The organism is Streptomyces sp. NBC_00078 (assembly GCF_026343335.1).
GTDB lineage: Bacteria > Actinomycetota > Actinomycetes > Streptomycetales > Streptomycetaceae > Streptomyces.
In genome coordinates this window covers 5,309,244-5,329,679 of sequence record NZ_JAPELX010000001.1, presented here as the reverse complement: position 1 = coordinate 5,329,679, position 20,436 = coordinate 5,309,244, and the positions used below count along the sequence as shown (strand labels likewise).

Annotated in this window: 20 protein-coding genes and 2 pseudogenes; 13 read left to right on the top strand and 9 right to left on the bottom strand. The window is 70.8% G+C overall.

Annotated elements, in window-relative coordinates:
- Positions 1–3 precede the first annotated feature (3 nt).
- The 4 genes from OOK07_RS24935 (at position 4) to OOK07_RS24920 (ending at position 2,923) form a co-directional block, all read left to right on the top strand.
- Positions 4–681, top strand: coding sequence for a HemK2/MTQ2 family protein methyltransferase (locus OOK07_RS24935; RefSeq protein ID WP_266682968.1), 678 nt, complete (start codon positions 4–6; stop codon positions 679–681).
- Positions 665–919: a CDGSH iron-sulfur domain-containing protein gene (locus tag OOK07_RS24930; RefSeq protein WP_266682967.1), complete on the top strand. Its 255-nt coding sequence runs from the start codon at positions 665–667 to the stop codon at positions 917–919. Before OOK07_RS24935 ends, OOK07_RS24930 begins: the two co-directional genes overlap by 17 nt.
- On the top strand, positions 916–2,019 hold the full coding sequence (locus OOK07_RS24925; RefSeq protein WP_266798582.1) for an iron-containing redox enzyme family protein: 1,104 nt from the start codon (positions 916–918) through the stop codon (positions 2,017–2,019). Before OOK07_RS24930 ends, OOK07_RS24925 begins: the two co-directional genes overlap by 4 nt.
- 313 nt (positions 2,020–2,332) lie before the next feature.
- A complete protein-coding gene (locus OOK07_RS24920) occupies positions 2,333–2,923 on the top strand; it encodes a cysteine hydrolase family protein (protein ID WP_266682965.1) in 591 nt (196 codons plus the stop codon).
- A gap of 37 nt (positions 2,924–2,960) precedes the next feature.
- On the opposite strand, the gene OOK07_RS24915 is transcribed toward OOK07_RS24920, so the two are convergent.
- From OOK07_RS24915 to OOK07_RS24895, 5 genes and pseudogenes are all read right to left on the bottom strand, one after another.
- On the bottom strand, positions 2,961–3,422 hold the full coding sequence (locus OOK07_RS24915) for a DUF3515 family protein (protein WP_266682964.1): 462 nt from the start codon (positions 3,420–3,422) through the stop codon (positions 2,961–2,963).
- 447 nt (positions 3,423–3,869) lie between these two features.
- Positions 3,870–5,333: a HAMP domain-containing sensor histidine kinase gene (locus OOK07_RS24910; RefSeq protein WP_266682963.1), complete on the bottom strand. Its 1,464-nt coding sequence runs from the start codon at positions 5,331–5,333 to the stop codon at positions 3,870–3,872.
- Positions 5,334–6,047, bottom strand: coding sequence for a response regulator transcription factor (locus OOK07_RS24905; RefSeq protein ID WP_323178123.1), 714 nt, complete (start codon positions 6,045–6,047; stop codon positions 5,334–5,336).
- A 128-nt stretch (positions 6,048–6,175) separates the two neighbouring features.
- Positions 6,176–6,768 (bottom strand): annotated as a pseudogene (locus OOK07_RS24900) (FMN reductase).
- A gap of 91 nt (positions 6,769–6,859) precedes the next feature.
- Positions 6,860–7,933: an LLM class flavin-dependent oxidoreductase gene (locus OOK07_RS24895; protein WP_266798579.1), complete on the bottom strand. Its 1,074-nt coding sequence runs from the start codon at positions 7,931–7,933 to the stop codon at positions 6,860–6,862.
- A 112-nt stretch (positions 7,934–8,045) separates the two neighbouring features.
- Between OOK07_RS24895 and OOK07_RS24890 the strand changes: the two genes are divergently transcribed.
- Positions 8,046–8,867, top strand: coding sequence for an AraC family transcriptional regulator (locus tag OOK07_RS24890; RefSeq protein WP_266682959.1), 822 nt, complete (start codon positions 8,046–8,048; stop codon positions 8,865–8,867).
- 138 nt (positions 8,868–9,005) lie between these two features.
- Here the strand turns inward: OOK07_RS24890 and OOK07_RS24885 are convergent, their stop codons facing one another.
- Complete coding sequence (locus OOK07_RS24885) at positions 9,006–9,350, bottom strand: hypothetical protein (protein WP_323182984.1); 345 nt, start codon at positions 9,348–9,350, stop codon at positions 9,006–9,008.
- Between OOK07_RS24885 and OOK07_RS24880 the strand changes: the two genes are divergently transcribed.
- The 4 genes from OOK07_RS24880 to OOK07_RS24865 all read left to right on the top strand — a co-directional run bounded on the left by OOK07_RS24880 (position 9,343) and on the right by OOK07_RS24865 (position 12,017).
- On the top strand, positions 9,343–9,681 hold the full coding sequence (locus OOK07_RS24880) for a YnfA family protein (protein WP_266682958.1): 339 nt from the start codon (positions 9,343–9,345) through the stop codon (positions 9,679–9,681). The genes OOK07_RS24885 and OOK07_RS24880 overlap by 8 nt on opposite strands.
- 65 nt (positions 9,682–9,746) lie before the next feature.
- Entirely contained in the window at positions 9,747–10,523 is a 777-nt protein-coding gene (locus OOK07_RS24875; protein WP_266682957.1) for an SDR family NAD(P)-dependent oxidoreductase, read from the top strand.
- Positions 10,523–10,669: a hypothetical protein gene (locus OOK07_RS24870; protein ID WP_266682956.1), complete on the top strand. Its 147-nt coding sequence runs from the start codon at positions 10,523–10,525 to the stop codon at positions 10,667–10,669. The genes OOK07_RS24875 and OOK07_RS24870 overlap by 1 nt, the downstream gene beginning before the upstream one ends.
- 28 nt (positions 10,670–10,697) lie before the next feature.
- Complete coding sequence (locus OOK07_RS24865) at positions 10,698–12,017, top strand: tyrosine-protein phosphatase (RefSeq protein WP_266798575.1); 1,320 nt, start codon at positions 10,698–10,700, stop codon at positions 12,015–12,017.
- On the opposite strand, the pseudogene OOK07_RS24860 reads toward OOK07_RS24865, so the two are convergent.
- Positions 11,930–12,337 (bottom strand): annotated as a pseudogene (locus tag OOK07_RS24860) (RtcB family protein); the annotation flags it as partial. The gene OOK07_RS24865 and the pseudogene OOK07_RS24860 sit on opposite strands and share 88 nt — an antisense overlap.
- Positions 12,338–12,557: 220 nt before the next feature.
- Here OOK07_RS24860 and OOK07_RS24855 point away from each other — a divergent pair.
- The 3 genes from OOK07_RS24855 (at position 12,558) to OOK07_RS24845 (ending at position 15,840) form a co-directional block, all read left to right on the top strand.
- Complete coding sequence (locus OOK07_RS24855; protein WP_266798573.1) at positions 12,558–13,400, top strand: DUF3558 domain-containing protein; 843 nt, start codon at positions 12,558–12,560, stop codon at positions 13,398–13,400.
- 118 nt (positions 13,401–13,518) lie between these two features.
- Positions 13,519–14,448, top strand: coding sequence for a DUF3558 family protein (locus OOK07_RS24850; RefSeq protein WP_266798571.1), 930 nt, complete (start codon positions 13,519–13,521; stop codon positions 14,446–14,448).
- A 183-nt stretch (positions 14,449–14,631) separates the two neighbouring features.
- On the top strand, positions 14,632–15,840 hold the full coding sequence (locus OOK07_RS24845) for a DUF2637 domain-containing protein (RefSeq protein WP_266802018.1): 1,209 nt from the start codon (positions 14,632–14,634) through the stop codon (positions 15,838–15,840).
- 87 nt (positions 15,841–15,927) lie between these two features.
- On the opposite strand, the gene lysS is transcribed toward OOK07_RS24845, so the two are convergent.
- Positions 15,928–17,694, bottom strand: coding sequence for a lysine--tRNA ligase (gene lysS, locus OOK07_RS24840; RefSeq protein ID WP_266682951.1), 1,767 nt, complete (start codon positions 17,692–17,694; stop codon positions 15,928–15,930).
- 216 nt (positions 17,695–17,910) lie between these two features.
- On the opposite strand from lysS, the gene argS reads away from it, so the two are divergent.
- The gene (gene argS / locus OOK07_RS24835) at positions 17,911–19,668 is read left to right on the top strand and encodes an arginine--tRNA ligase (protein WP_266682950.1); all 1,758 of its coding nucleotides are present in this window, start codon (positions 17,911–17,913) and stop codon (positions 19,666–19,668) included.
- A 164-nt stretch (positions 19,669–19,832) separates the two neighbouring features.
- Here the strand turns inward: argS and OOK07_RS24830 are convergent, their stop codons facing one another.
- On the bottom strand, positions 19,833–20,294 hold the full coding sequence (locus tag OOK07_RS24830) for a peptidoglycan-binding domain-containing protein (RefSeq protein WP_266798568.1): 462 nt from the start codon (positions 20,292–20,294) through the stop codon (positions 19,833–19,835).
- Between the last annotated feature and the right edge of the window lie 142 nt (positions 20,295–20,436).

Sequence of the window (20,436 nt, the reverse complement as noted above, 5' to 3'; positions counted from 1 at the left end):
TCCATGGCAGCCGAATGCTCGATCGCCGCCGCCCCGCTGCGCTACTGGGTCCCCCGGGGTGTCTATCGCCCGCAGGCCGACACACGGCTTCTGGGGCGGGCCCTGCGCCGTGAGTCGATCACGGCACGGACGGACGTACTGGACCTGGGCACCGGCAGCGGGGTGCTCGCGGTGGAGGCGGCGCGGCTCGGCGGCCGGGTCACCGCGGTGGACATCTCCTGGCGGGCGATCGCGGTCGCCTGGTTCAACGCCCTGCTGAACGGACAGACCCTGCGCGTACGCCACGGCGACCTGGCGTCGGGGATCCCCGGCCGCCGTTTCGACCTGGTGCTCGCGAACCCGCCGTACGTGCCCGCTCCGGGCCAGGCGCCGCCCCGGGGAATCGCCCGGGCCTGGGACGCCGGTCCGGACGGCCGGCTGCTGATCGACCGCGTCTGCGACAGCGCGCCGAGGGTCCTGCGGCCGACTGGGAGGCTGCTGATCGTGCAGTCGGACCTGTGCGGCGTGGACGCCACACTGGCCCGCCTGGCGCGGGCAGGCCTGCGCGGGGACGTGGCCGACCGGTTCCGGGTCCCCTACGGCCATGTGCTGCGCTCACGGCTCGGCTGGCTGCGCGAGCAGGGGCTGACGGACGACAGTACGACGGAGGAGCTGGTGGTGATCCGTGCCGAACACGCCTGAACGCCCGCGTCGGATCCGCGTCCAACGGGACGGGCCCCTGCTGATCGAGGGGCCGGTCGAAGTGGTCGGCGAGCACGGCGAGGTGACGGTGTCCGACCGCTTCACGGTCGCCGTCTGCACCTGCCGTCGCAGCCGGCTCTTCCCCTGGTGCGACACCAGCCACCGCCGCCGCACCCCACCGCGGGCCCCGGAGACCGACTCGGAAGCGACCACTGCGCGAGAGGGGGGTGCCGCATGACCGGCACCCATTCTCCATCCCGGCCCCAGTCCCGGCCCCGGCCCCGGCAGCGGTCTCCTCGTCTGCCCGAGCCGCGCGGGCCGCTCTCCGCCGCGGTGACGGCCCTGCTGCGGGAATCTCCCCGGACCGGCGTCCCCGTCCCCTCCCCCGACGACTGCCACGCCTACGGCGACGACCTGCAGCTCGCCCTGTACCTCCTCTACGAGCTGCACTACCAGGGCTTCCAGGACGTCCCCGACAGCCTTGAGTGGGACAGCGGTCTGCTGGCCTGCCGCGGTGCGATCGAGAACCGCTTCCTGGGCGCACTGCGCGAGGACGTGCCGATGGCCTGCACCGACACGGCCCAGCGGGCACTCGACGAGCTCCAGCTCGAACCGGCCGGCAACGACGGTACGAGCGTCTCGCACTTCCTACACGACGAAGGCGACCTCGGCCACCTGCGCGAATACGCGGCGCTGCGCTCGCTCTACCACCTCAAGGAAGCGGACCCGCACGCCTGGGTCATCCCCCGGCTGCACGGGCGGGCGAAGGCGGCGATGGTGGCGGTGGAGTTCGACGAGTTCGGCGCGGGCCGTGCGGACGAGATCCACGCGGAACTGTTCGCCGACCTGATGGCGGACCTGGAGCTGGAGACGGCGTACGGGCACTACGTCGACGCTGCCCCGGCCGAGGCGCTCGCCACCGTCAACCTGATGTCGCTCCTCGGCCTGCACCGAGCGCTGCGCGGCGCGCTCGTCGGCCACTTCGCCGCCGTCGAGGTGACCTCGCCCCCCGCCTCCCGCCGCCTCGCCGAGGCCATGCGGCGCGCCGGCGCCGGACCGGCGGCCGTACGGTTCTACACCGAGCACGTCGAGGCCGACGCGGTGCACGAGCAGGTCGTACGACACGACGTCGTCGGGGGCCTCCTGGAGAGCGAACCGGGCCTGGAGGCCGACGTGACCTTCGGGATCCGTGCGACCACCCATCTGGAGAACCGTCTGTCGGCCGGGCTGCTGCGGGCCTGGCGGGCCGGCGCGACGGCGCTGCGCGGACCGGGCCTGACACTCCGGTCCAGCACCCACCCGACCCAGCCGCGCCCCGGCCGCGCTCCACGCCCGTGAGGGAGTCCGACGGCCCGCGGTGGGCGTGCCGTCGCCGATACCGATCGCAGACGCCGATCGCCGATGCCATTGCCATTGCCATTGCCGTGCGTACGCCTCCTGCCGGCCGACGAGTCGCGCGGTACGCGCGGTACACCTGCTGCGGACGGGGAACCCGGGGTTCAGCCACAAGTCGGTGGCCGCCGGGCTCATCGCTCATCCTGTCCGGCGTCGAGCCGGTCTGGGTGGAGCCCCAGTGGGACGCCTCCCGGCATCCGGCTCACCCCTCGTCCGCGGCTGCGCGTACGACCGCGCACGGCACTCTGGAGGCACCATGGACCGCTCCGGAGAGACAACAGGTCTCGCTCTCGTCGTGATCGACATGATCAACACCTACGATCACGAGGACGCCGACCTGCTGGTGCCTTCCGCCCGCCAGGTCGTACCCGTCCTGGCGGACCTGATCGGCCGGGCCCGTCGCGCCGACGTGCCGGTGATCTACGCCAACGACAACTTCGGCCGCTGGCGCTCGCACCACGGAGAACTGGTCGAGACCGCGCTGGCGCGACCCCACGCCGACCTGATCGAACCGATCCGGCCCGACGACGACTCACTGTTCGTGGTGAAGGCCCGCCACTCCGTCTTCCACGAGACGCCCCTGTCGTACCTGCTGTGGCGACTGGGCGTCGGACACGTCGTGCTCAGCGGCCAGGTCACCGAACAGTGCGTCCTCTACTCGGCGCTGGACGCCCACATCCGCCACCTGCGGGTCACGGTGGCCGACGACGCCGTAGCCACCATTCACCCTCATCTGGGAGCCGCCGCCCTGGAAATGATGGAACGCAACATGGGCGCACGGATCGTCCCGGCCGAAAAGATCGACTTCTCCGACGCGGACGAGCCCGGGAACCGCGACGGCCGGTGAGCACCACACGCCGGTGAGCACTACGCCCCGGTGAGCACTACATGACATCCCCGAGGCCGATGCACTTGTCGTGCTGTACGAGCGGCCGCACCGCGCGGCTGAGTTCCACCAGTACGTCGTCGACGGCGGCGACCCGGGCGGAGAGCGTGATCTCCACGGCGGGGTCACGGCCGTAGGTGACGAGGACCCTGGTCCCGCCGGGTGACTTCGGCCGCCACACCCAGTCGATGCCGTCCACGCTCACGCACGCGTCGGGCGTCGCGTCGGGCGTCTTCAGCCCGCAGCGCGCGGTCACCGCCCCGTCGCCCCACACGGCCAGGCCGGGCACGTCGGTGTCCGCACGGTCCAGTCCCGCGAGGCCGGGCGGGAAGCCCTGCGCGACGCGGTGGCACTGCGGGGAGTCGCCCCTCGGCGCTGCCCGGACACCGCGGGCCGGTGAGTTCACCTCGCATACGACGAGGACGGTCCCGGCGACCAGGCCGGCGAGGCCCAGGGCCACGGCTGCCCGGGTCCTACGGGATCCTCGGACTACGGACAACACCCCACGCCTGATCACGATCCGCACCTTCCCCCGCCACCCGGACCCGCACTGACCGGCCCCGGCACCCGGCACACCCCGCAAGTCTTCCACCGGCGTCAGAGCACGCCCCCAGCACCTCACCGGCGACGCGGCACCCGCTCCCAGGGCCAGTTCCGCAGCCGATCACCAACTCCCGGCCCGCGCTCCACCCTTCATCCCCCGACCGACGCCCCGCCCCTCACCCCTGGCCGACGTTCCGCCCTCGCCTCGGCCAACGCTCCGCTCCTCACCCCCGACCGACGTTCCGCCCCTCACCCCTGGCCCACGCTCCGCCCTCGCCTCGGCCGACGTTCCGCCCCTCACCTCGGCCGACGCTCCGCTCGCCACCCCCGACCGACGCCCTCACCTCGGTCCGCATTCCGCCCCTCACCCCCGGCCCACATTCCGCCCATCATCCCCGGCCCGCATTCCGCCTCCCGGCACCCCGCCCACCGTGAAGCCGATCACCGAGCCGCCCCCGTCGCGGCGGGACGCGAACGCTGCCCCGCCGTGCGCCATCGCCACCTCCCGCACGATGGACAGGCCCAGCCCGGACCCGGGCAGTGAGCGGGCGTCGGCCGCGCGGTAGAAGCGGTCGAAGATGCGGATCAGGTCGCAGTCGGCGATTCCGGGACCGCGGTCGAGGACCTCGACGCGGACCGTGCCCGGCCGGGCGGGTCCGGAGACGGCGATCTCGATGGGGCCCGTGCCGTCGCGGTCGAACTTGGCCGCGTTCTCGACCAGGTTGGAGATCGCGCGCTGCAGCATCCCCGGGCGGCCGTCGGTCGTCGTGTCACCGCTCGCGCTGACCGTGACCTCACGTCCGGTGCGACGGCGGGCGAGGCCCGCGACGTCCTCGGCGATGTCCGCGAGGTCGACCCGCTGGGGCGGCTCGTTGTCGGACTGCCCGGCCGCCAGGTCCACGAGTTCGTTGACCAGGTCGGTCAGTTCGCGCGCCTCCTGGCTCAGGTCCGCGACCAGGTCGTCGCGGCTGGCCGGGGGCAGTTCGTCGATACGGCGCAGCAGCGAGATGTTCGTACGGAGCGAGGTGAGAGGGGTGCGCAGTTCGTGCCCGGCGTCCTGGACCAGGCGGCGCTGGTCCTCCTCGGACTGGGCGAGGCGGCCCAGCATGCGGTCGAAGGCGCGGCCGAGGCGGCCCACCTCGTCGTAGCCGGCCACGGGCACCTCGATGCCGAGGCGGCGGGTGCGGGCGACGTCCTCGGCGGCCGAGGTGAGAATGATCAGGCGGCGGGTGATGCGCCGGGCCAGCCACCATCCGAACAGGCCGGCCGCCGTCACGACCGCGGCCATCAGGATCAGCGTGCGCTGCTGCAGCGCCCGCAGCAGGTCCTCGGTGTCGCTGAACTCCTGCGCGACCTGCACCGCGCCCCGCCCTTCGCCGAGGGAGACGGTCGCGATGCGGTAGACGTCCTGGTCGACGTCGACGTCCTTGTGCTCGGCCATCTTCGCGGAGTCCGTCGCCGCGGCGACCGAGCGGTCGTCGGCGGTGACCGGCAGTCCGGGGCTGCCGGGGTCGACGACGGTGCCGTCCGGTCCCAGTACCTGGACGTCCGTACGGGCGGGCCGCACGATGTCGTGGCCCGGCGCCGAGGAGGAGAAGTCGTCCGTCGTCATCCGGTGCTGGTGCACCTCGTCCCGCAGGTCCTGCACGACCTGGTCGAACACGGACTCCTGGTCGACCCGCACCAGCCGGGCGGCGGCGCTGTACGACAGCACACCGACCAGCACCGTGACGGCGGCGGTCACCGCGGCGAACGACACCGCGAACGTGGTGCGCAGGGAGACCAGCCCCGGCCGCCGTCTGGCCAGCAGCCGCCGCAGCCGGCCCACTCAGTCCTCCCGCAGCACGTAACCCACACCGCGCACCGTGTGGATCAGCGCCGGTGCCCCCGGCTGGTCGAGCTTGCGGCGCAGATAGCCGACGTACACGGCGAGGTTCTTGGAACCGGGCCCGAAGTCGTAGCCCCAGATGCGGTCGTAGATGGTGGAGTGGTCGAGGACGATCCCGGCGTTGCGGACCAGGAGCTCCAGCAGTTCGAACTCGGTGCGGGTCAGCTCCAGTTCACTCTCGTTGCGCCAGGCGCGCCGCGCCTGCACGTCCATGCGCAGGCCGGCTGCCTCGATCTGCCGGTCGGAGATCTGCGGCTGCTTACCGGTGACGCCGGCCGGGGCCGCCGCCCCGCTGTCCGGGCTGGTCCGGCGCAGCAGGGCCCGCAGCCGTGCGAAGACCTCCTCGACGTCGAACGGCTTGACCACGTAGTCGTCGGCGCCCGCGTCAAGTCCCGCGATGCGGTCCGCGGTCTCGACGAGGGCGGTGAGCATGAGGATCGGGGTGCGGTCGCCCTCGGCGCGCAGCACCCGGCAGACCTGCAGCCCGTCGATGCCGGGCATCATCACGTCCAGCAGGAGCACGTCCGGCGGGGTCTTGTGGGCCTGCGCCAGCGCTTCCACGCCGTCGGCGACGGCGGTGACCTGATAGCCCTCCAGGCTCAGGGCCCGCTCCAGGGCGTGACGGATGGCGCGGTCGTCTTCGGCGAGCAGCACAGTTTGGGGCACCCGCCCATAGTGCCAAGGGCCCGGAGTGCTCCGCCGTGATGAGCAGCTCACCCGTCACCCTTCTTACTGGCCTCTCACCCCTGTGACGCAACCGGAACCCTGCCCCTACCGTCCTCTCACCCTGCGGGCCGAAGGGCGGCCAGCTGCTGCTCGAACGGCACGAGGCCGGGCTCCGCCTTCTTTGCGGCGGCCCTCGCGCCCAGCCCCGTCATCAGCGCCGCCAGTTCCTCCGCGGCCCGCTCGATCCGTCCGTCCAGTCCCTCCGCGCCCCAGTCCTCCGACGCGGCGTAGACCCCGGTCGGGACGACCACCGCCCGCAGATAGGCGAAGAGCGGTCGCAGCGCGTGCTCCAGCACCAGGGAGTGCCGGGCCGTACCGCCGGTCGCGGCGATCAGCACGGGCGTACCCGCCAGCACGTCCTTGTCGAGCACGTCGAAGAAGGATTTGAACAGTCCGCTGTACGACGCCGAGAAGACGGGCGTGACGACCACGAGCCCGTCTGCCCCGGTCACCGCGTCCAGCGCGGCGGACAGGTTCCGGCCGGGAACCCGTTGGTGAAGTGGTGTGCGATCTCCACGGCGAGGTCGCGCAGCTCGACGACCTGCACGTCGGCAGGGGGCTGCCGGCCCACCGCGGCGGCGAGACGGTCGCCCAGCAGCCGGGTGGACGACGGGACGCTCAGCCCCGCCGAGACGACGACGAGTTTCATACGGAGTCCTCCTCCTGCTCCATGCAGCGGCCCCCGTCTCCGTTCATACGGCGGCCCCCGTCTCCGTTCATGCGGCGGCTTCGTTCCGCGCTCATACGGCGGCGGCCGACAGGGACGCGTGGGTCGGCGCCTCGGGCACGTTCGCCGGGCGCCCGGCCGCGAACTCCTTGCGCAGCACCGGCACGACCTCCTCGCCCAGCATGTCGAGCTGTTCGAGCACGGTCTTCAGCGGCAGTCCCGCGTGGTCGAGCAGGAACAGCTGGCGCTGGTAGTCACCGGCGTACTCGCGGAAGCCCAGCGTCTTGTCGATCACCTGCTGCGGCGATCCGACGGTGAGCGGGGTCTGGTCGTTGAAGTCCTCCAGGGAGGGCCCGTGGCCGTAGACCGGCGCGTTGTCGAAGTACGGCCGGAACTCCCGCACCGCGTCCTGCGAGTTGCGCCGCATGAACACCTGTCCGCCGAGGCCGACGATCGCCTGCTCGGGCGTGCCGTGCCCGTAGTGCGCGTACCGCTGCCGGTACAGCTCGACCATCCGCTTGGTGTGGTCGGCCGGCCAGAAGATGTTGTTGTGGAAGAAGCCGTCGCCGTAGTAGGCCGCCTGCTCGGCGATCTCGGGCGAGCGGATGGAGCCGTGCCAGACGAAGGGCGGTACGCCGTCCAGCGGCCGGGGCGTGGAGGTGAAGCCCTGCAGCGGTGTGCGGAACGTGCCCTCCCAGTCGACGACGTCCTCGCGCCACAGCCGGTGCAGCAGCGCGTAGTTCTCGACGGCGAGGTTGATGCCCTGCCGGATGTCCTTGCCGAACCAGGGGTAGACCGGGCCGGTGTTGCCGCGGCCCATCATCAGGTCGACCCGGCCGTCGGCCAGGTGCTGCAGCATCGCGAAGTCCTCGGCGATCTTCACCGGGTCGTTGGTGGTGATCAGCGTCGTGGAGGTGGAGAGGATCAGCTTCTCCGTCCGCGCCGCGACATAACCCAGCATCGTGGTCGGCGACGACGGCACGAACGGCGGGTTGTGGTGCTCGCCGGTGGCGAAGACGTCGAGGCCGACCTCCTCGGCCTTCAGCGCGATGGCGACCATGGCCTTGATGCGCTCACGCTCGGTCGGCGTACGGCCGGTCGTCGGGTCCGGCGTGACATCGCCGACGCTGAAGATCCCGAACTGCATGGTCTCTCACCCTCCAGATTGTTGACTGTTCAACTATAGCGGGAACGGCGACCCCGCCCCCCGTATTCCGCACCCCGCGACGAGTGTCAGTGCCCCGTCCTACGATCACGACATGGCCGCCCCACGCCGAGACACCCGAGGCATCGTCGGCGCCGCGGACTTCCTCGCGCACGTGGACTTCCGCCGCCCCGAGCCCGCCGAACCGCTGCGCCGCCATGTCGAGCACTACTGGCTGATCGACTGGGAGCTCCAGGAGCCGTACGTCTCGCACGTGGTCCCCCACCCCGCCGTCCACATCGTCTTCCAGCAGTTCGAGGGCCAAGAGCCCCTCGTGGAGGTCGCGGGCATCCAGCAGGGCCTGTTCACGCAGAAGCTGGAGGGGCGCGGACGGGTGTGCGGCATCAAGTTCAGACCGGGCGCCTTCCGTCCCTTCGCGCCCGGACGGGCGGTGAGCGAGTGGACCGGCCTGAGGGTCTTCTCCCCCGAGGTGTTCCCGCAGACCGACCTCACCGCCGTGCTCACCCCGGACGACGAGCAGGCCCGCATCGCCGCGCTCGACGCCTTCCTCCTCGCCCTGGATCCGCGCCCGGACCCGCAGGCCGACCTCGCGACGGCCCTGGTCGACCGCATCCGCACCGACCGCACGATCCGCCGCGTCGCCGACTTCGCCCGCGCCGAGGGCATGTCCGTACGACTACTGCAACGCCTCTTCGCCGGCTATGTCGGCGTGGGCCCCAAGTGGGTCATCCTGCGCTACCGCATCCACGAGGCCCTGGAGCACGCGGAGGCGGACCGGAAGGCGGACTGGGCAGCCCTGGCGGCCGACCTCGGCTACGCCGACCAGGCCCATCTGGTGCGGGACTTCACGACGACGGTGGGAGTGCCGCCCACCGCCTACGCCGCCAGTCCAACGGCTTCGGCTCCAGGCGCTTAGGCACTTAGGCGCCTCGGCACGCCCGTCGCGCCCCGGTCCGCTGCGTGCCGGAGCCCAGAGCGGCACCGCGGCCCCGCCACGGGCATCGTCGTCGCGTCCATGGCCTGCTACCGGCCGATCCACCGACCGAGCAGCCGCTCACGCGCGTTCCCGGCCATGCCGTGCTCCTCTTCGTCTGCGCCGTGCAGACCTACGAGAGGCTCCCCAGAAGCAGTACGCGTCCCCGGTGTCCAGGACCAGCACCCTCTCCTGATCGCTCTGCCGATTGCGGTCGACGGCGCCTCCGCTCCACGCCGTGTCGATCTCCAGCAGTACCTCGGACCGCCCCCCCAGCCCGATCCGTCCGCCCACGTCGTCCGCGGCGGGCGCCCCCGCCCGGCACGGCACCGCCATCGCCGCCGACCGCGCACACCCGGCCGGCAGCACCTGCCCGTCCACCAGCGGCTGTCCGAGGCCGGCATGCGAGGCTGCGGACATGCTCATCGCCCGCTCCGCCGCCCTCTTCGTCGTGGCCGCCCTCTTCGAGATCGGCGGCGCCTGGCTGGTCTGGCAAGGTGTACGCGAACACCGCGGCTGGCTGTGGATCACCGGCGGCGTCCTCGCCCTCGGCGCCTACGGCTTCGTCGCCACCTTCCAGCCCGACGCCCACTTCGGCCGCATCCTCGCCGCATACGGCGGCATCTTCGTGGCCGGCTCGATCCTGTGGGGCGCGGTCGCGGACGGCTACCGCCCGGACCGCTGGGACGTGACGGGCGCGCTGGTCTGCCTCGTGGGCATGGCGCTGATCATGTGGGCGCCGCGGAACGGCGGCTGACCTCTATACCCTGGACGCCAGGTCGATCCCGCGATCCCACGAACCCCCGCGCACGAGGAGCACCCATGGCCACCGCCGCACCGTCCGCCGCCTCCCGCATCGCCGTCGTCACCGGTGCGAGCAGCGGAATCGGCGCCGCCACGGCCCGCCGGCTCGCCGCGGCCGGCTACCGAGTGGTCCTCACCGCCCGCCGCAAGGACCGGATCGAAGCGCTGGCGGAGGAGATCAACACGGCCGGCCAGTCCGCCGCCGCGTACCCGCTGGACGTCACGGACCGTGCCGCGGTCGACGAGTTCGCGACGGCGTTCAAGACGGTCGGCGTGCTGGTCAACAACGCCGGCGGCGCGCTCGGCGCGGACCCGGTCGCGACCGGCGACCCGGCCGACTGGCGCACGATGTACGAGACGAACGTCATCGGCACCCTGAACGTCACCCAGGCTCTGCTGCCCAAGCTCGTCGAGAGCGGCGACGGCACGATCGTGGTCATCTCCTCCACCGCGGGACTCAGCACGTACGAGGGCGGCGCGGGCTACGTCGCCGCCAAGCACGGCGAACACGTCCTCGCCGAGACCCTCCGCCTGGAGATCGTCGGCCAGCCGGTGCGCGTCATCGAGATCGCCCCCGGCATGGTGAAGACGGACGAGTTCGCACTCACTCGCTTCGGCGGCGACAAGGAGAAGGCGACGAAGGTCTACCAGGGCGTCGCCGAACCCCTCACGGCCGACGACGTGGCGGACACGATCACCTGGGCGGTCACCCGCCCCAGCCATGTCAACGTCGACCTCCTGGTCCTCCGCCCCCGCGCCCAGGCCTCCAACACGAAGGTCCACAGGGAACTGTGATGCCGGGCCCGGACGGGAGCGAGAACCAGCGCCTCGCCCTGGAGAAGAAACGCGAGCGCTACGTCTGGTACTACCTCGCGTACTTCCTCTTCGGCATCCACATCGTGGCCTTCGTGATGATCTACGCGGTGCTCCACGCCAAGTAGCGGGACGAGCACCGTAGGGTCACAGCCTGTGGACAGACACATCGCATTCGACGGGCTGCACAACTTCCGCGATCTGGGCGGCTATCCGACCCCGGACGGCCACCGGATCCGCCCCGGCCGCCTGTACCGCGCGGACTCCCTGGGCAAGCTGGCCGAGGGCACGGCGGACTGGGACCGCTTCCTGTCCCTCGGCATCCGCACGGTCATCGACCTGCGCCACCCCTGGGAGGCCGAGGACAGGGGCCGTGTCCCCGGCCACCCGTCCTTCACGTACCACAACCTGAGCATCGAGCACCGCCCGTACGACCAGGCCGCGCTCACCCCGGACATCGATCCGGACCCGTACCTCGCGGAGCGCTACCTGGAGGTGGCTCAGGACGGCGTCAAGGAGATCCGCCGGGCCCTGGAACTGGTCGCGGAGTCGGCCGAGTCAGGCACCCCGCTGGTCTTCCACTGCGCATCGGGCAAGGACCGCACGGGCCAACTGGCGGCGCTGGTCCTCGGGTTGCTGGGCATCCCGGAAACGACCGTCATCGAGGACTTCAGCCTCACCGAACTGGCCACACCGGCCATCCGCGCCAGCTGGACGAGACGAAACGACGGCCGCGAGCCGGCCTGGCCGGGCTTCGGCCGTGCCCCGGGCGCCGTGATGCGCACGTTCCTCGCCGCCATGACGGCGCGCCACGGCTCGACCGAGAACTACGTGACGCGGGAACTCTCCCTGGACGCAAGGGCGTTGGCCACGACCCTGCGCGAGGCACTCCTGGAACCCCGCCCCACAGCCCCGCCCGCGCCGACGTACCGCAGGGCCACCCCGTCCGACGCCCCCGCCCTCGCCCGCCTCCACGACTCGTCCGCCCTCTGGCAACTGGCCCGGGGCATCGACCAGTGGCGGCCCGGCGCAAAGGACGAAACCCATTTCCGCACCCGCATGCGGGAGGGCGAGGTCTGGCTGGCCCACTCCGGTGACCACCTGGCCGGCGCCTGGGAACTGTGGTGGGACGACCCGGCGGCCTGGGGCCCCCGCCCCGCCGACGCGGGCTACATCCACCGCCTGATGACGACCCCGCACACGGCTCCGCCGTCCACAGGCCGCCACATGCTCGCGGAAGCGGAGGCCCGCATCGCCGCGACGGGCCGCCCGTACGCCCGCCTCGACTGCCTGTCCACCAACCCTCGCCTCCGCACCTACTACGAGTCGGCGGGCTACACGGTGGTAGGCGAACAGGCCGCCAAGGACGGCGGGTTGGGCAGTCCTTACGCGGTGACGCTGCTGGAGAAGCGGCTGCGGTCCCACCCCGCGGTGGCCGTCCCGTGGAACTGTCCCGGCTCCACCGGACTGTCGTGAATCCCCCGCCCCACCGGAATGGCCTGCTCGATCTTCGAGCGCAGGCGGGACAGGTCACCCGGGAGGTCACTGGCCGTCAGTGACGACCTGACCGCCGACATGCCGCAGCCGATGTCCACCCCCACCGCCGCAGGACACACAGCCCCCTGCATCGCGATGACGGACCCGACCGTCGCGCCCTTCCCGTAGTGCACGTCCGGCATGACGGCGAGGCCCTTGATCCAGGGCAGGGTCGCCACGTTGCGCAGCTGCTGCAGGGCCACGTCCTCGACCGTCGCCGGGTCGGCTCACATGCGGATCGGAACCTTCGCGCCCGGCATTTCCACCTACGACATATCGTCCTCATTACCCCGTAAACACAACAGAAGTCTGGAACCGCAAAACCGGCGCCAAGGTCGCTGAAAAGGGACAGCGGACCGGCGTCCACGGCAGTGCGTGCGATACACATTGTCCCCAGGGAGCACCCCCGTGCGGCAAGCGATCAACCAGCGGGGGCACTGAAGCAACGGCCACAGAGCCACCGTCGAGAGGAGCCCGACCGTGCAGCGGAAGGTGTTTGTATCCGGCATCGCCGCGCTGCTCGTGGCGTTGCTGGCCGGCTGCACCGGCGGCTCGAGCGACGGCGGTTCGACGGACGACTCCAATCAGGGTGACACCGGCACGGCGACGGCCGCGGCCCAGCCGGGCAAGTACCGCACGCTCCCCGAACCGTGCAGCGCCATCGGTGAGGACACTCTCGACACGCTGCTGCCCGGCATCCAGCAGATCACCGACGCGGAGCAGCGCGAGAAGGCGTACGAGGGCGATGCGACGCTGACGTACGACACCGACCGCAAGGTGGGCTGCCGTTGGAAGGTCGAGTCGGCGGATGCGACGGACCATCTCCTCGTCGACTTCGAGCGCGTCGTCTCCTACGACAACTCGGTGAGCGACGACAACGAGGCGCAGGTGGTGTTCGCCGACAGGCTGACGGCGGCCGACCTTCCCGAACCGGTGAGTTCCAGCCCCACGTCCGACCCCGGCTCCAGCGCCCCTTCCACGAGCAGCGCCGGCCCCGGCGCCTCGGCCTCCGCCTCTGCCTCTGCCTCCGACTCTGTCTCTGCCTCGGGTTCCGCCTCCGCCTCCGCGGCCCCGTCCGATCTCCAGCCCCGCACCCTCACCGATCTCGGTGACGAGGCGTTCCTGGACGACGTGCTGAGCGGTTCCGGTTCGACGGCTCAGCAGCGCACGGTGACTGTGGCGTTCCGCACGTCCAACGTCATCGTGACCATCCAGTACGAGGAGCAGCCGGCCACCGTCGGCGTCGCCCCCGACAGCGAGGAAATGCAGGACAGCGCCCGGAAACTGGCCGCGCAGCTGTCGGACACGCTGGGCGGTCAGTGACCCTTCGCCTGTCCCGTACGCCCGACTTCAAAGCGCCGGAAGCAGAAGCGCACAGTTTCCTCACCGCGTACCGTGGCCCCTCGGACCCGAACCCGCCGACCGCAGGAACCACAGCGTCATGAGTGAAGGAACCATGCAGCGACGAGCAGAGCGAGACCAGCGGAACCAGCGAGACCGGCGAGTGAGGCGCTCAGGCCGCTTCCTTGCCGGCGCGGTCGCAGTGCCCGTGATGGTGTTCGCCGCCGGCTGCTCCTCGGACTCCGGCTCCGGTGACGGGGGCGACAAGGGCGCGAGCGCCGGTGAAACGGCGGCGGCGACCGCGAGCACGGCGCCGACGGTGCAGGCCGCGGCGTACGGGAAGTTGCCGGACTCGTGCGGGGTGCTGTCGAAGAAGACGCTGACCTCGCTGGTGCCGGAGGGCGTCAAGTCCGGCAAGCAGAGCAAGTCGGATGATTCGACGCGTGCGAGCTGCTCCTGGAGCAGTCTGGACAACAACGGCGTGAAGGGCTCGCAGTTCCGTTGGCTCAATGTCTCGCTGCTGCGTTTCGAATCGAACGCCCAGCGCGGTGAGGGCGACAAGTTGGCGCACGCGTACTACGAGAAGCAGGTCAAGGACGCCCAGTCGGTCGAGGGCGCGAAGAACGCGAAGACCGAGCCGGTCTCCGGGACGGGCGACGAGGCGACGCTGGTGCGTTACGACCTGAAGAAGAAGGAGGGTTCCTTCAAGCAGCAGACGGTCGTGACGCGGGTCGAGAACGTGGTGATCACGCTCGACTACAACGGTGCGGGTCTGGCCGGTGAGAAGACCCCGAGCGCGGACACGCTGGCGAAGGCCGCGGAGTCGGCGGCCAAGGAGGCCGTCGCGGCGGTGTCGGCGGCGAACGGCGACGGCGGCTCGGGCACAGGCGGCGGCTCGGGTTCGGGCACGGCGAAGCCCTCGCCCTCCAAGTCGGCGTCGAAGTCGGCCTCCGCGTCTCCTTCGAAGGCCTCGAAACCCTCGAAGTCGTCTTCGGCGTCCCCGTCCTCCTCAGCGTCGAAGAAGAGCTGACTGTCACACCTGGACGGCAACTCGCAGCTCAGCACCGCCTTTTGAGGGAGCCCGGGACCCTGAACGGACCGGGCTCCACCCGTCCCGCCGCCTCGTAGGGCGCACACATGTGCCACTCTGTTGCGCGCAACAGCACGCAAGGGGAGGGGAGTACGGGTGGCCGCGCCACTGCAGCTGACTCGGATGCACCGCGTTCTCATAGCCGTGGTCGTTTCCGGCGCCGTGATCATCGCCGGCATCGGCTTCGCCGGTTCGTACTCGGCGGTCCGCGAGTTGGCCATCAAGAAGGGTTTCGGGAACTTCGCGTACGTCTTCCCGATCGGTATCGACGCAGGTATCTGTGTCCTGCTGGCCCTCGATCTCCTGCTCACCTGGATCCGTATCCCGTTCCCGCTGCTGCGGCAGACGGCCTGGCTGCTGACGACGGCGACGATCGCCTTCAACGGTGCGGCGGCCTGGCCGGACCCGCTGGGCGTGGGCATGCACGCGGTGATCCCGATCCTGTTCGTGGTCTCCGTCGAGGCGGCCCGGCATGCGATCGGCCGTATCGCCGACATCACTGCCGACAAGCACATGGAGGGGGTGCGGCTGACGCGCTGGCTCCTGTCCCCGGTGCCGACGTTCCTCCTGTGGCGGCGGATGAAGCTGTGGGAGCTGCGCTCCTACGAGCAGGTCATCAAGCTGGAGCAGGAACGGCTGGTGTATCAGGCCCGGTTGCGTTCGCGCTTCGGCCGGGCGTGGCGGCGCAAGGCTCCGGTGGAGTCGCTGATGCCGTTGCGGCTGGCCCGGTACGGCGTTCCGCTGGCGGAGACGGCTCCGTCGGGTCTGGCCGCGGCGGGGATCGAGCCGTTGCTGCTGCCGCCGGCGCCGCCCGAGATCGTGCGGCCGGTGGAGAGCCGTGCCGCTGTGGCGGCGTCCGCCCAGCAGCAGGCTGAGCACACCGGCTACGTTCCCGAGGCGCGGATGCCGGATGGCAGCCAGTGGCTGCACGCCCGGCATCCACAGCAGGTCGAGTACCACGGCGACTACGACCCCACGTACGAGCCCGAGCCGTACTACGAGCCGGAGCCGGGACCGGAGCCGGAGTCTTACCCGGAACCCCCCGTGTACGAGGAGTTCTCCCCGGAGGAGACCGGCAGCTTCCCCATCCCGGCGGGTCCGGGCCGGACGCGTGAGCTGGGTGAGGGCGGTGGCCCGCCGGAGCCGAACGAGGAGGACTTCTACCTCGTGTTCAAGAAGTCGATAGACGGCAGTTACCCCACCTCGGGCCAGCTCAGGGACGACGTGGAGGCGACGTACGGTGTCACGCTCCCGCAGCGCGACGCCGATCGCATGGTCAACCGTTTCACCAACCGCCACACGGCGGAACTGCAGGAAGACCACATCGCCTGAGCACGAGAACCACGAGGAAAAGTACGAGAAAGGGGCTCTCTGCCGAGAGCCCCTTTTCCTACGGCCCGCTTCCCGAGCCCTGACCGCCTACTTCCCGAGCAGGGTCCGCACCCGCTCCTGTCCCACCGCCAGGAGCAGCGTGGGCAGTCGCGGTCCTGTGTCGCGTCCCACCAGCAGGTGGTAGAGGAGCGCGAAGAACGCCCGCTGGGCGCTCTTGATCTCGGCCGGCAGTTCCTTCGGCGTGGCATCGGCGGGGAAGCCGGCCTGCACCTTGGGTACGCCGTACACGAGGTGGGTGAGCCCGTCGAGCGACCAGTTGTCGGCGAGTCCGTCGAGCAGGAGGCTCAGTGACTGCTGGGAGGCCTCGTCGAGGGACTTCAGCAGGTCGGCGTCGGGTTCGTCGCGCACGATGGTCCGCTGGTCGGCGGGGACGTGCGTGTTGATCCAGGCCTCGGCCTTGTCGTAGCGCGGGCGGGCTTCGTCGAGGGCGGTGAGCGGGTCCGAGGGGTCGAGTTCGCTCAGGATGCGCAGCGCCTGGTCCTCGTGTCCGGCGGTGATGTCGGCGACCGAGGCCAGCGTCCGGTACGGCAGCGGGCGCGGTGTCCTGGGCAGTTCACCGGCGGCCGTGCCCACGGCGCGCGAGTGTGCCGCGATGTCCGCCGGCAGCGCGGAGCCGTCCGTGACCTTCGCGTCGAGCTTGTCCCACTCGTCGTAGAGGCGCTGGATCTCCTGGTCGAAGGCGATCTTGAAGGACTGGTTGGGCCGACGGCGGGCGTAGAGCCAGCGCAGGATCTGCGGTTCCATGATCTTCAGGGCGTCGGCGGCGGTCGGCACGCCACCCCTCGACGAGGACATCTTCGCCATGCCGCTGATGCCCACGAAGGCGTACATCGGGCCGATGGGCTGCTGGCCGCCGAAGATCCCGACGATCTGGCCGCCGACCTGGAACGAGGACCCGGGGGAGGAGTGGTCGACGCCGCTGGGCTCGAAGACGACACCCTCGTAGGCCCAGCGCATCGGCCAGTCGACCTTCCAGACCAGCTTGCCGCGGTTGAACTCGTTGAGCCGGACGGTCTCGGAGAAGCCGCACGCGGTGCAGGCGTACGTCAGCTCGGTCGTGTCGTCGTCGTACGAGGTGACCGTCGTCAGGTCCTTCTCGCAGTTGCCGCAGTAGGGCTTGTACGGGAAGTAGCCGACGTTGCCGCCGCTGCCGTCGTCCTCGCTCGCCGCGCCTGAGCCCTCCTCGGCCTCCAGCTCGGCCTCGTCGAGGGGCTTCTGCTGCTGCTTCTTCGCGGGGGCCTTCTTGGTGCGGTACTGGTCGAGGATCGCGTCGATGTCGGCGCGGTGCCTGATGGCGTGCAGGATCTGCTCGCGGTACACGCCGGACGTGTACTGCGCGGTCTGGCTGATCCCGTCGAACTCGACGCCCAGCTCGGCGAGCGACTCGACCATGGCGGCCTTGAAGTGCTCGGCCCAGTTCGGGTACGCGGAGCCCTTGGGGGCGGGCACGGACGTCAGCGGCTTGCCGATGTGCTCGGCCCACGACTCGTCGACGCCCGGGACGCCGGACGGCACCTTGCGGTAGCGGTCGTAGTCGTCCCAGGAGATCAGGTGCCGGACCTGGCGTCCGCGCCGCCGGATCTCGTCGGCGACGAGGTGCGGGGTCATGACCTCGCGCAGGTTGCCGAGGTGGATGGGCCCCGACGGGGAGAGTCCGGACGCGACGACGACGACCGGAGCGGTAGCGAGTGATGTCGCTTTGCCCGGGGCCCGACGCTCCGACTCTTCGATGACGTCATCCGCGAAACGGGAGACCCAGTCGGCGGTCTCGGTGCTCTGAGCCACGATCGGCACGTCCTTCTTTCTCCGGGGCAGCCAGTACGGTCAAAACGGCCACGGCCCCCAGTTTAGGCGGGGCGGCCTCCTCCAAGCGGCGCGGGACCGCCCCGCTGTGCGGCTCCGCCGCGCGGGCGCGAGGGCCCCCGCCCTCCCGCAGCCAGAAAACCGCTTCACCCCCCATGGGATACTGGCCGCGTCTATCAATCCCACGAGGAGAACGGCTCCCACCCCATGACCTCGGTCGCGTCACTCACGGATCTCGTCAACCAGCGCCTCGCCGACGCCCTCACTTCCGCCCTCCCGGAAGCCGACGGCGTCGACCCGCTGCTGCGACGTAGTGACCGGGCCGACTTCCAGGCCAACGGCGTCCTCGCGCTGGCCAAGAAGGCGAAGGCGAACCCGCGGGAGCTGGCGACGCAGGTCGTCGGCGGCATCGTCACCGGTGACGTGGTCCAGGACGTCGAGGTCTCCGGGCCCGGCTTCCTGAACATCACGATCGCGGACAGGGCGATCACCGAGAACCTCGCCGCGCGGTACGCGGACGGTGAGCGTCTCGGTGTGCCGCTGAAGGAGAACGCGGGCATCACGGTCGTCGACTACGCCCAGCCGAACGTGGCGAAGGAGATGCACGTCGGTCACCTGCGGTCGGCGGTCATCGGTGACGCTCTGCGGGGCATGCTCGACTTCACCGGCGAGCAGACGATCGGCCGGCACCACATCGGCGACTGGGGCACCCAGTTCGGCATGCTCATCCAGTACCTGTTCGAGAACCCCGGCGAGCTGGCCCCGGCGGCCGACGTCGACGGCGAGCAGGCGATGAGCAACCTGAACCGGGTGTACAAGGCGTCGCGTGCGGTCTTCGACTCGGACGAGGAGTTCAAGGAGCGGGCGCGGGGGCGGGTCGTCGCCCTGCAGTCCGGTGACAAGGAGACGCTCGAACTGTGGCAGCAGTTCGTGGACGAGTCGAAGGTCTACTTCTACTCGGTCTTCGAGAAGCTGGACATGGAGATCCGCGACGAGGAGATCGTCGGCGAGTCCGCGTACAACGAGGGCATGCCCGAGACCGTCCGCCTCCTGGAGGAGATGGGTGTCGCGGTGCGCTCCGAGGGTGCGCTGGTCGTCTTCTTCGACGAGATCCGCGGCAAGGACGACCAGCCGGTTCCGCTGATCGTGCAGAAGGCGGACGGCGGCTTCGGCTACGCGGCCTCCGACCTGACCGCGATCCGCAACCGTGTCTTCGACCTGCACGCGTCGACGCTGCTGTACGTCGTGGACGTACGCCAGTCCCTGCACTTCCGGATGGTCTTCGAGACGGCCCGGCGGGCGGGCTGGCTGCGCGACGGCGTCACCGCGCACAACATGGGCTACGGCACGGTGCTCGGCGCGGACGGCAAGCCGTTCAAGACGCGTGAGGGCGAGACCGTACGGCTGGAGGATCTGCTGGACGAGGCGGTGCAGCGGGCCGCCGGGGTCGTACGGGAGAAGGCGCAGGATCTCACCGAGGACGAGATCCAGGAGCGGGCCGCGCAGGTCGGCATCGGTGCCGTGAAGTACGCGGACCTGTCGACGTCGCCCAACCGGGACTACAAGTTCGACCTGGACCAGATGGTGTCGTTGAACGGCGACACGAGCGTGTACCTGCAGTACGCGTACGCCCGGATCCAGTCGATCCTGCGCAAGGCGGGCGAGACGCCGCCGGTCGCGCATCCCGAGCTCGAACTCGCCCCGGCGGAGCGGGCGTTGGGTCTGCACCTGGACGCGTTCGGCGACACGGTCTTCGAGGCGTCCGCGGAGTACGCCCCGCACAGGCTGGCCGCGTATCTGTACCAGCTGGCGTCGCTGTACACGTCGTTCTACGACAAGTGCCCGGTCCTGAAGGCGGACACCCCGGCGCAGGTCGAGAACCGTCTGTTCCTGTGCGACATGACGGCCCGCACCCTGCACCGGGGCATGGCCCTGCTGGGCATCCGGACGCCCGAGCGGCTCTGATCCGCTGGGCGGTACGACGCACGGCGGCCCGTCCTCTCCTTACGGGGAGGGCGGGCCGTCGGCATCGGGCGGCTGTCAGGGGTGAGCTGCCCGAGGCCGGCTACCGGAGGCAGTGGGGGAGCGTGCCGGGCGTCGCGACGGGGCGAACGTTGCTTGTCGTAGCACTAGCAGGGGTAGAAGACGCTGTTGTCGTTGGCGAGCCGCTTGAACGCGGCCTTGGTCCCCGATCCGGCGATCCCGTCGATGGCGCCGGTGTACCCCCAGCCGAAGGCCAGCTCGCGCTGCAGCGCCCTGATCGTGTTGGGGCCGGGGTCCCCGTCGATGGAGTCGTTGTAGTCCCAGTACTCCCTCAGCCAGCGCTGGAACGCCTTCCAGCTGTTGGTGCCCAGCTGTCCGTCGATGGCGCCGGTGTAGCTCGCCGGAGCGGTCCTCAGGAAGCACTGCATGTTCTTGGCCTGCCGGCTGCTCAGGCCGAAGTTCTGCGTCGCGAGGATGGACGCGGACCGGGCGCCGGCGCCCGGCGCGGACGCGGCGAAGCTGGTGCCCGTGGTGGCCAGGCCGCCGGCGGCGAGTCCGATCACTGCGGCGGCGCTGACCAGGGTCCTGGCCAAGGCGTTCGATCGCATACGTGTCCCTCTCGGGTCGTTGGTGGTGGCGAGAAGAGAGTGCGGGGCGGGCGCGCCGGGCGGCCAGAGTTGCCCCGAAAGTGACGGTGCGGTGGGACGCCCCGGCGCCGGCCTGCGGGGATGCCGTCCGGTGGGACGGTGC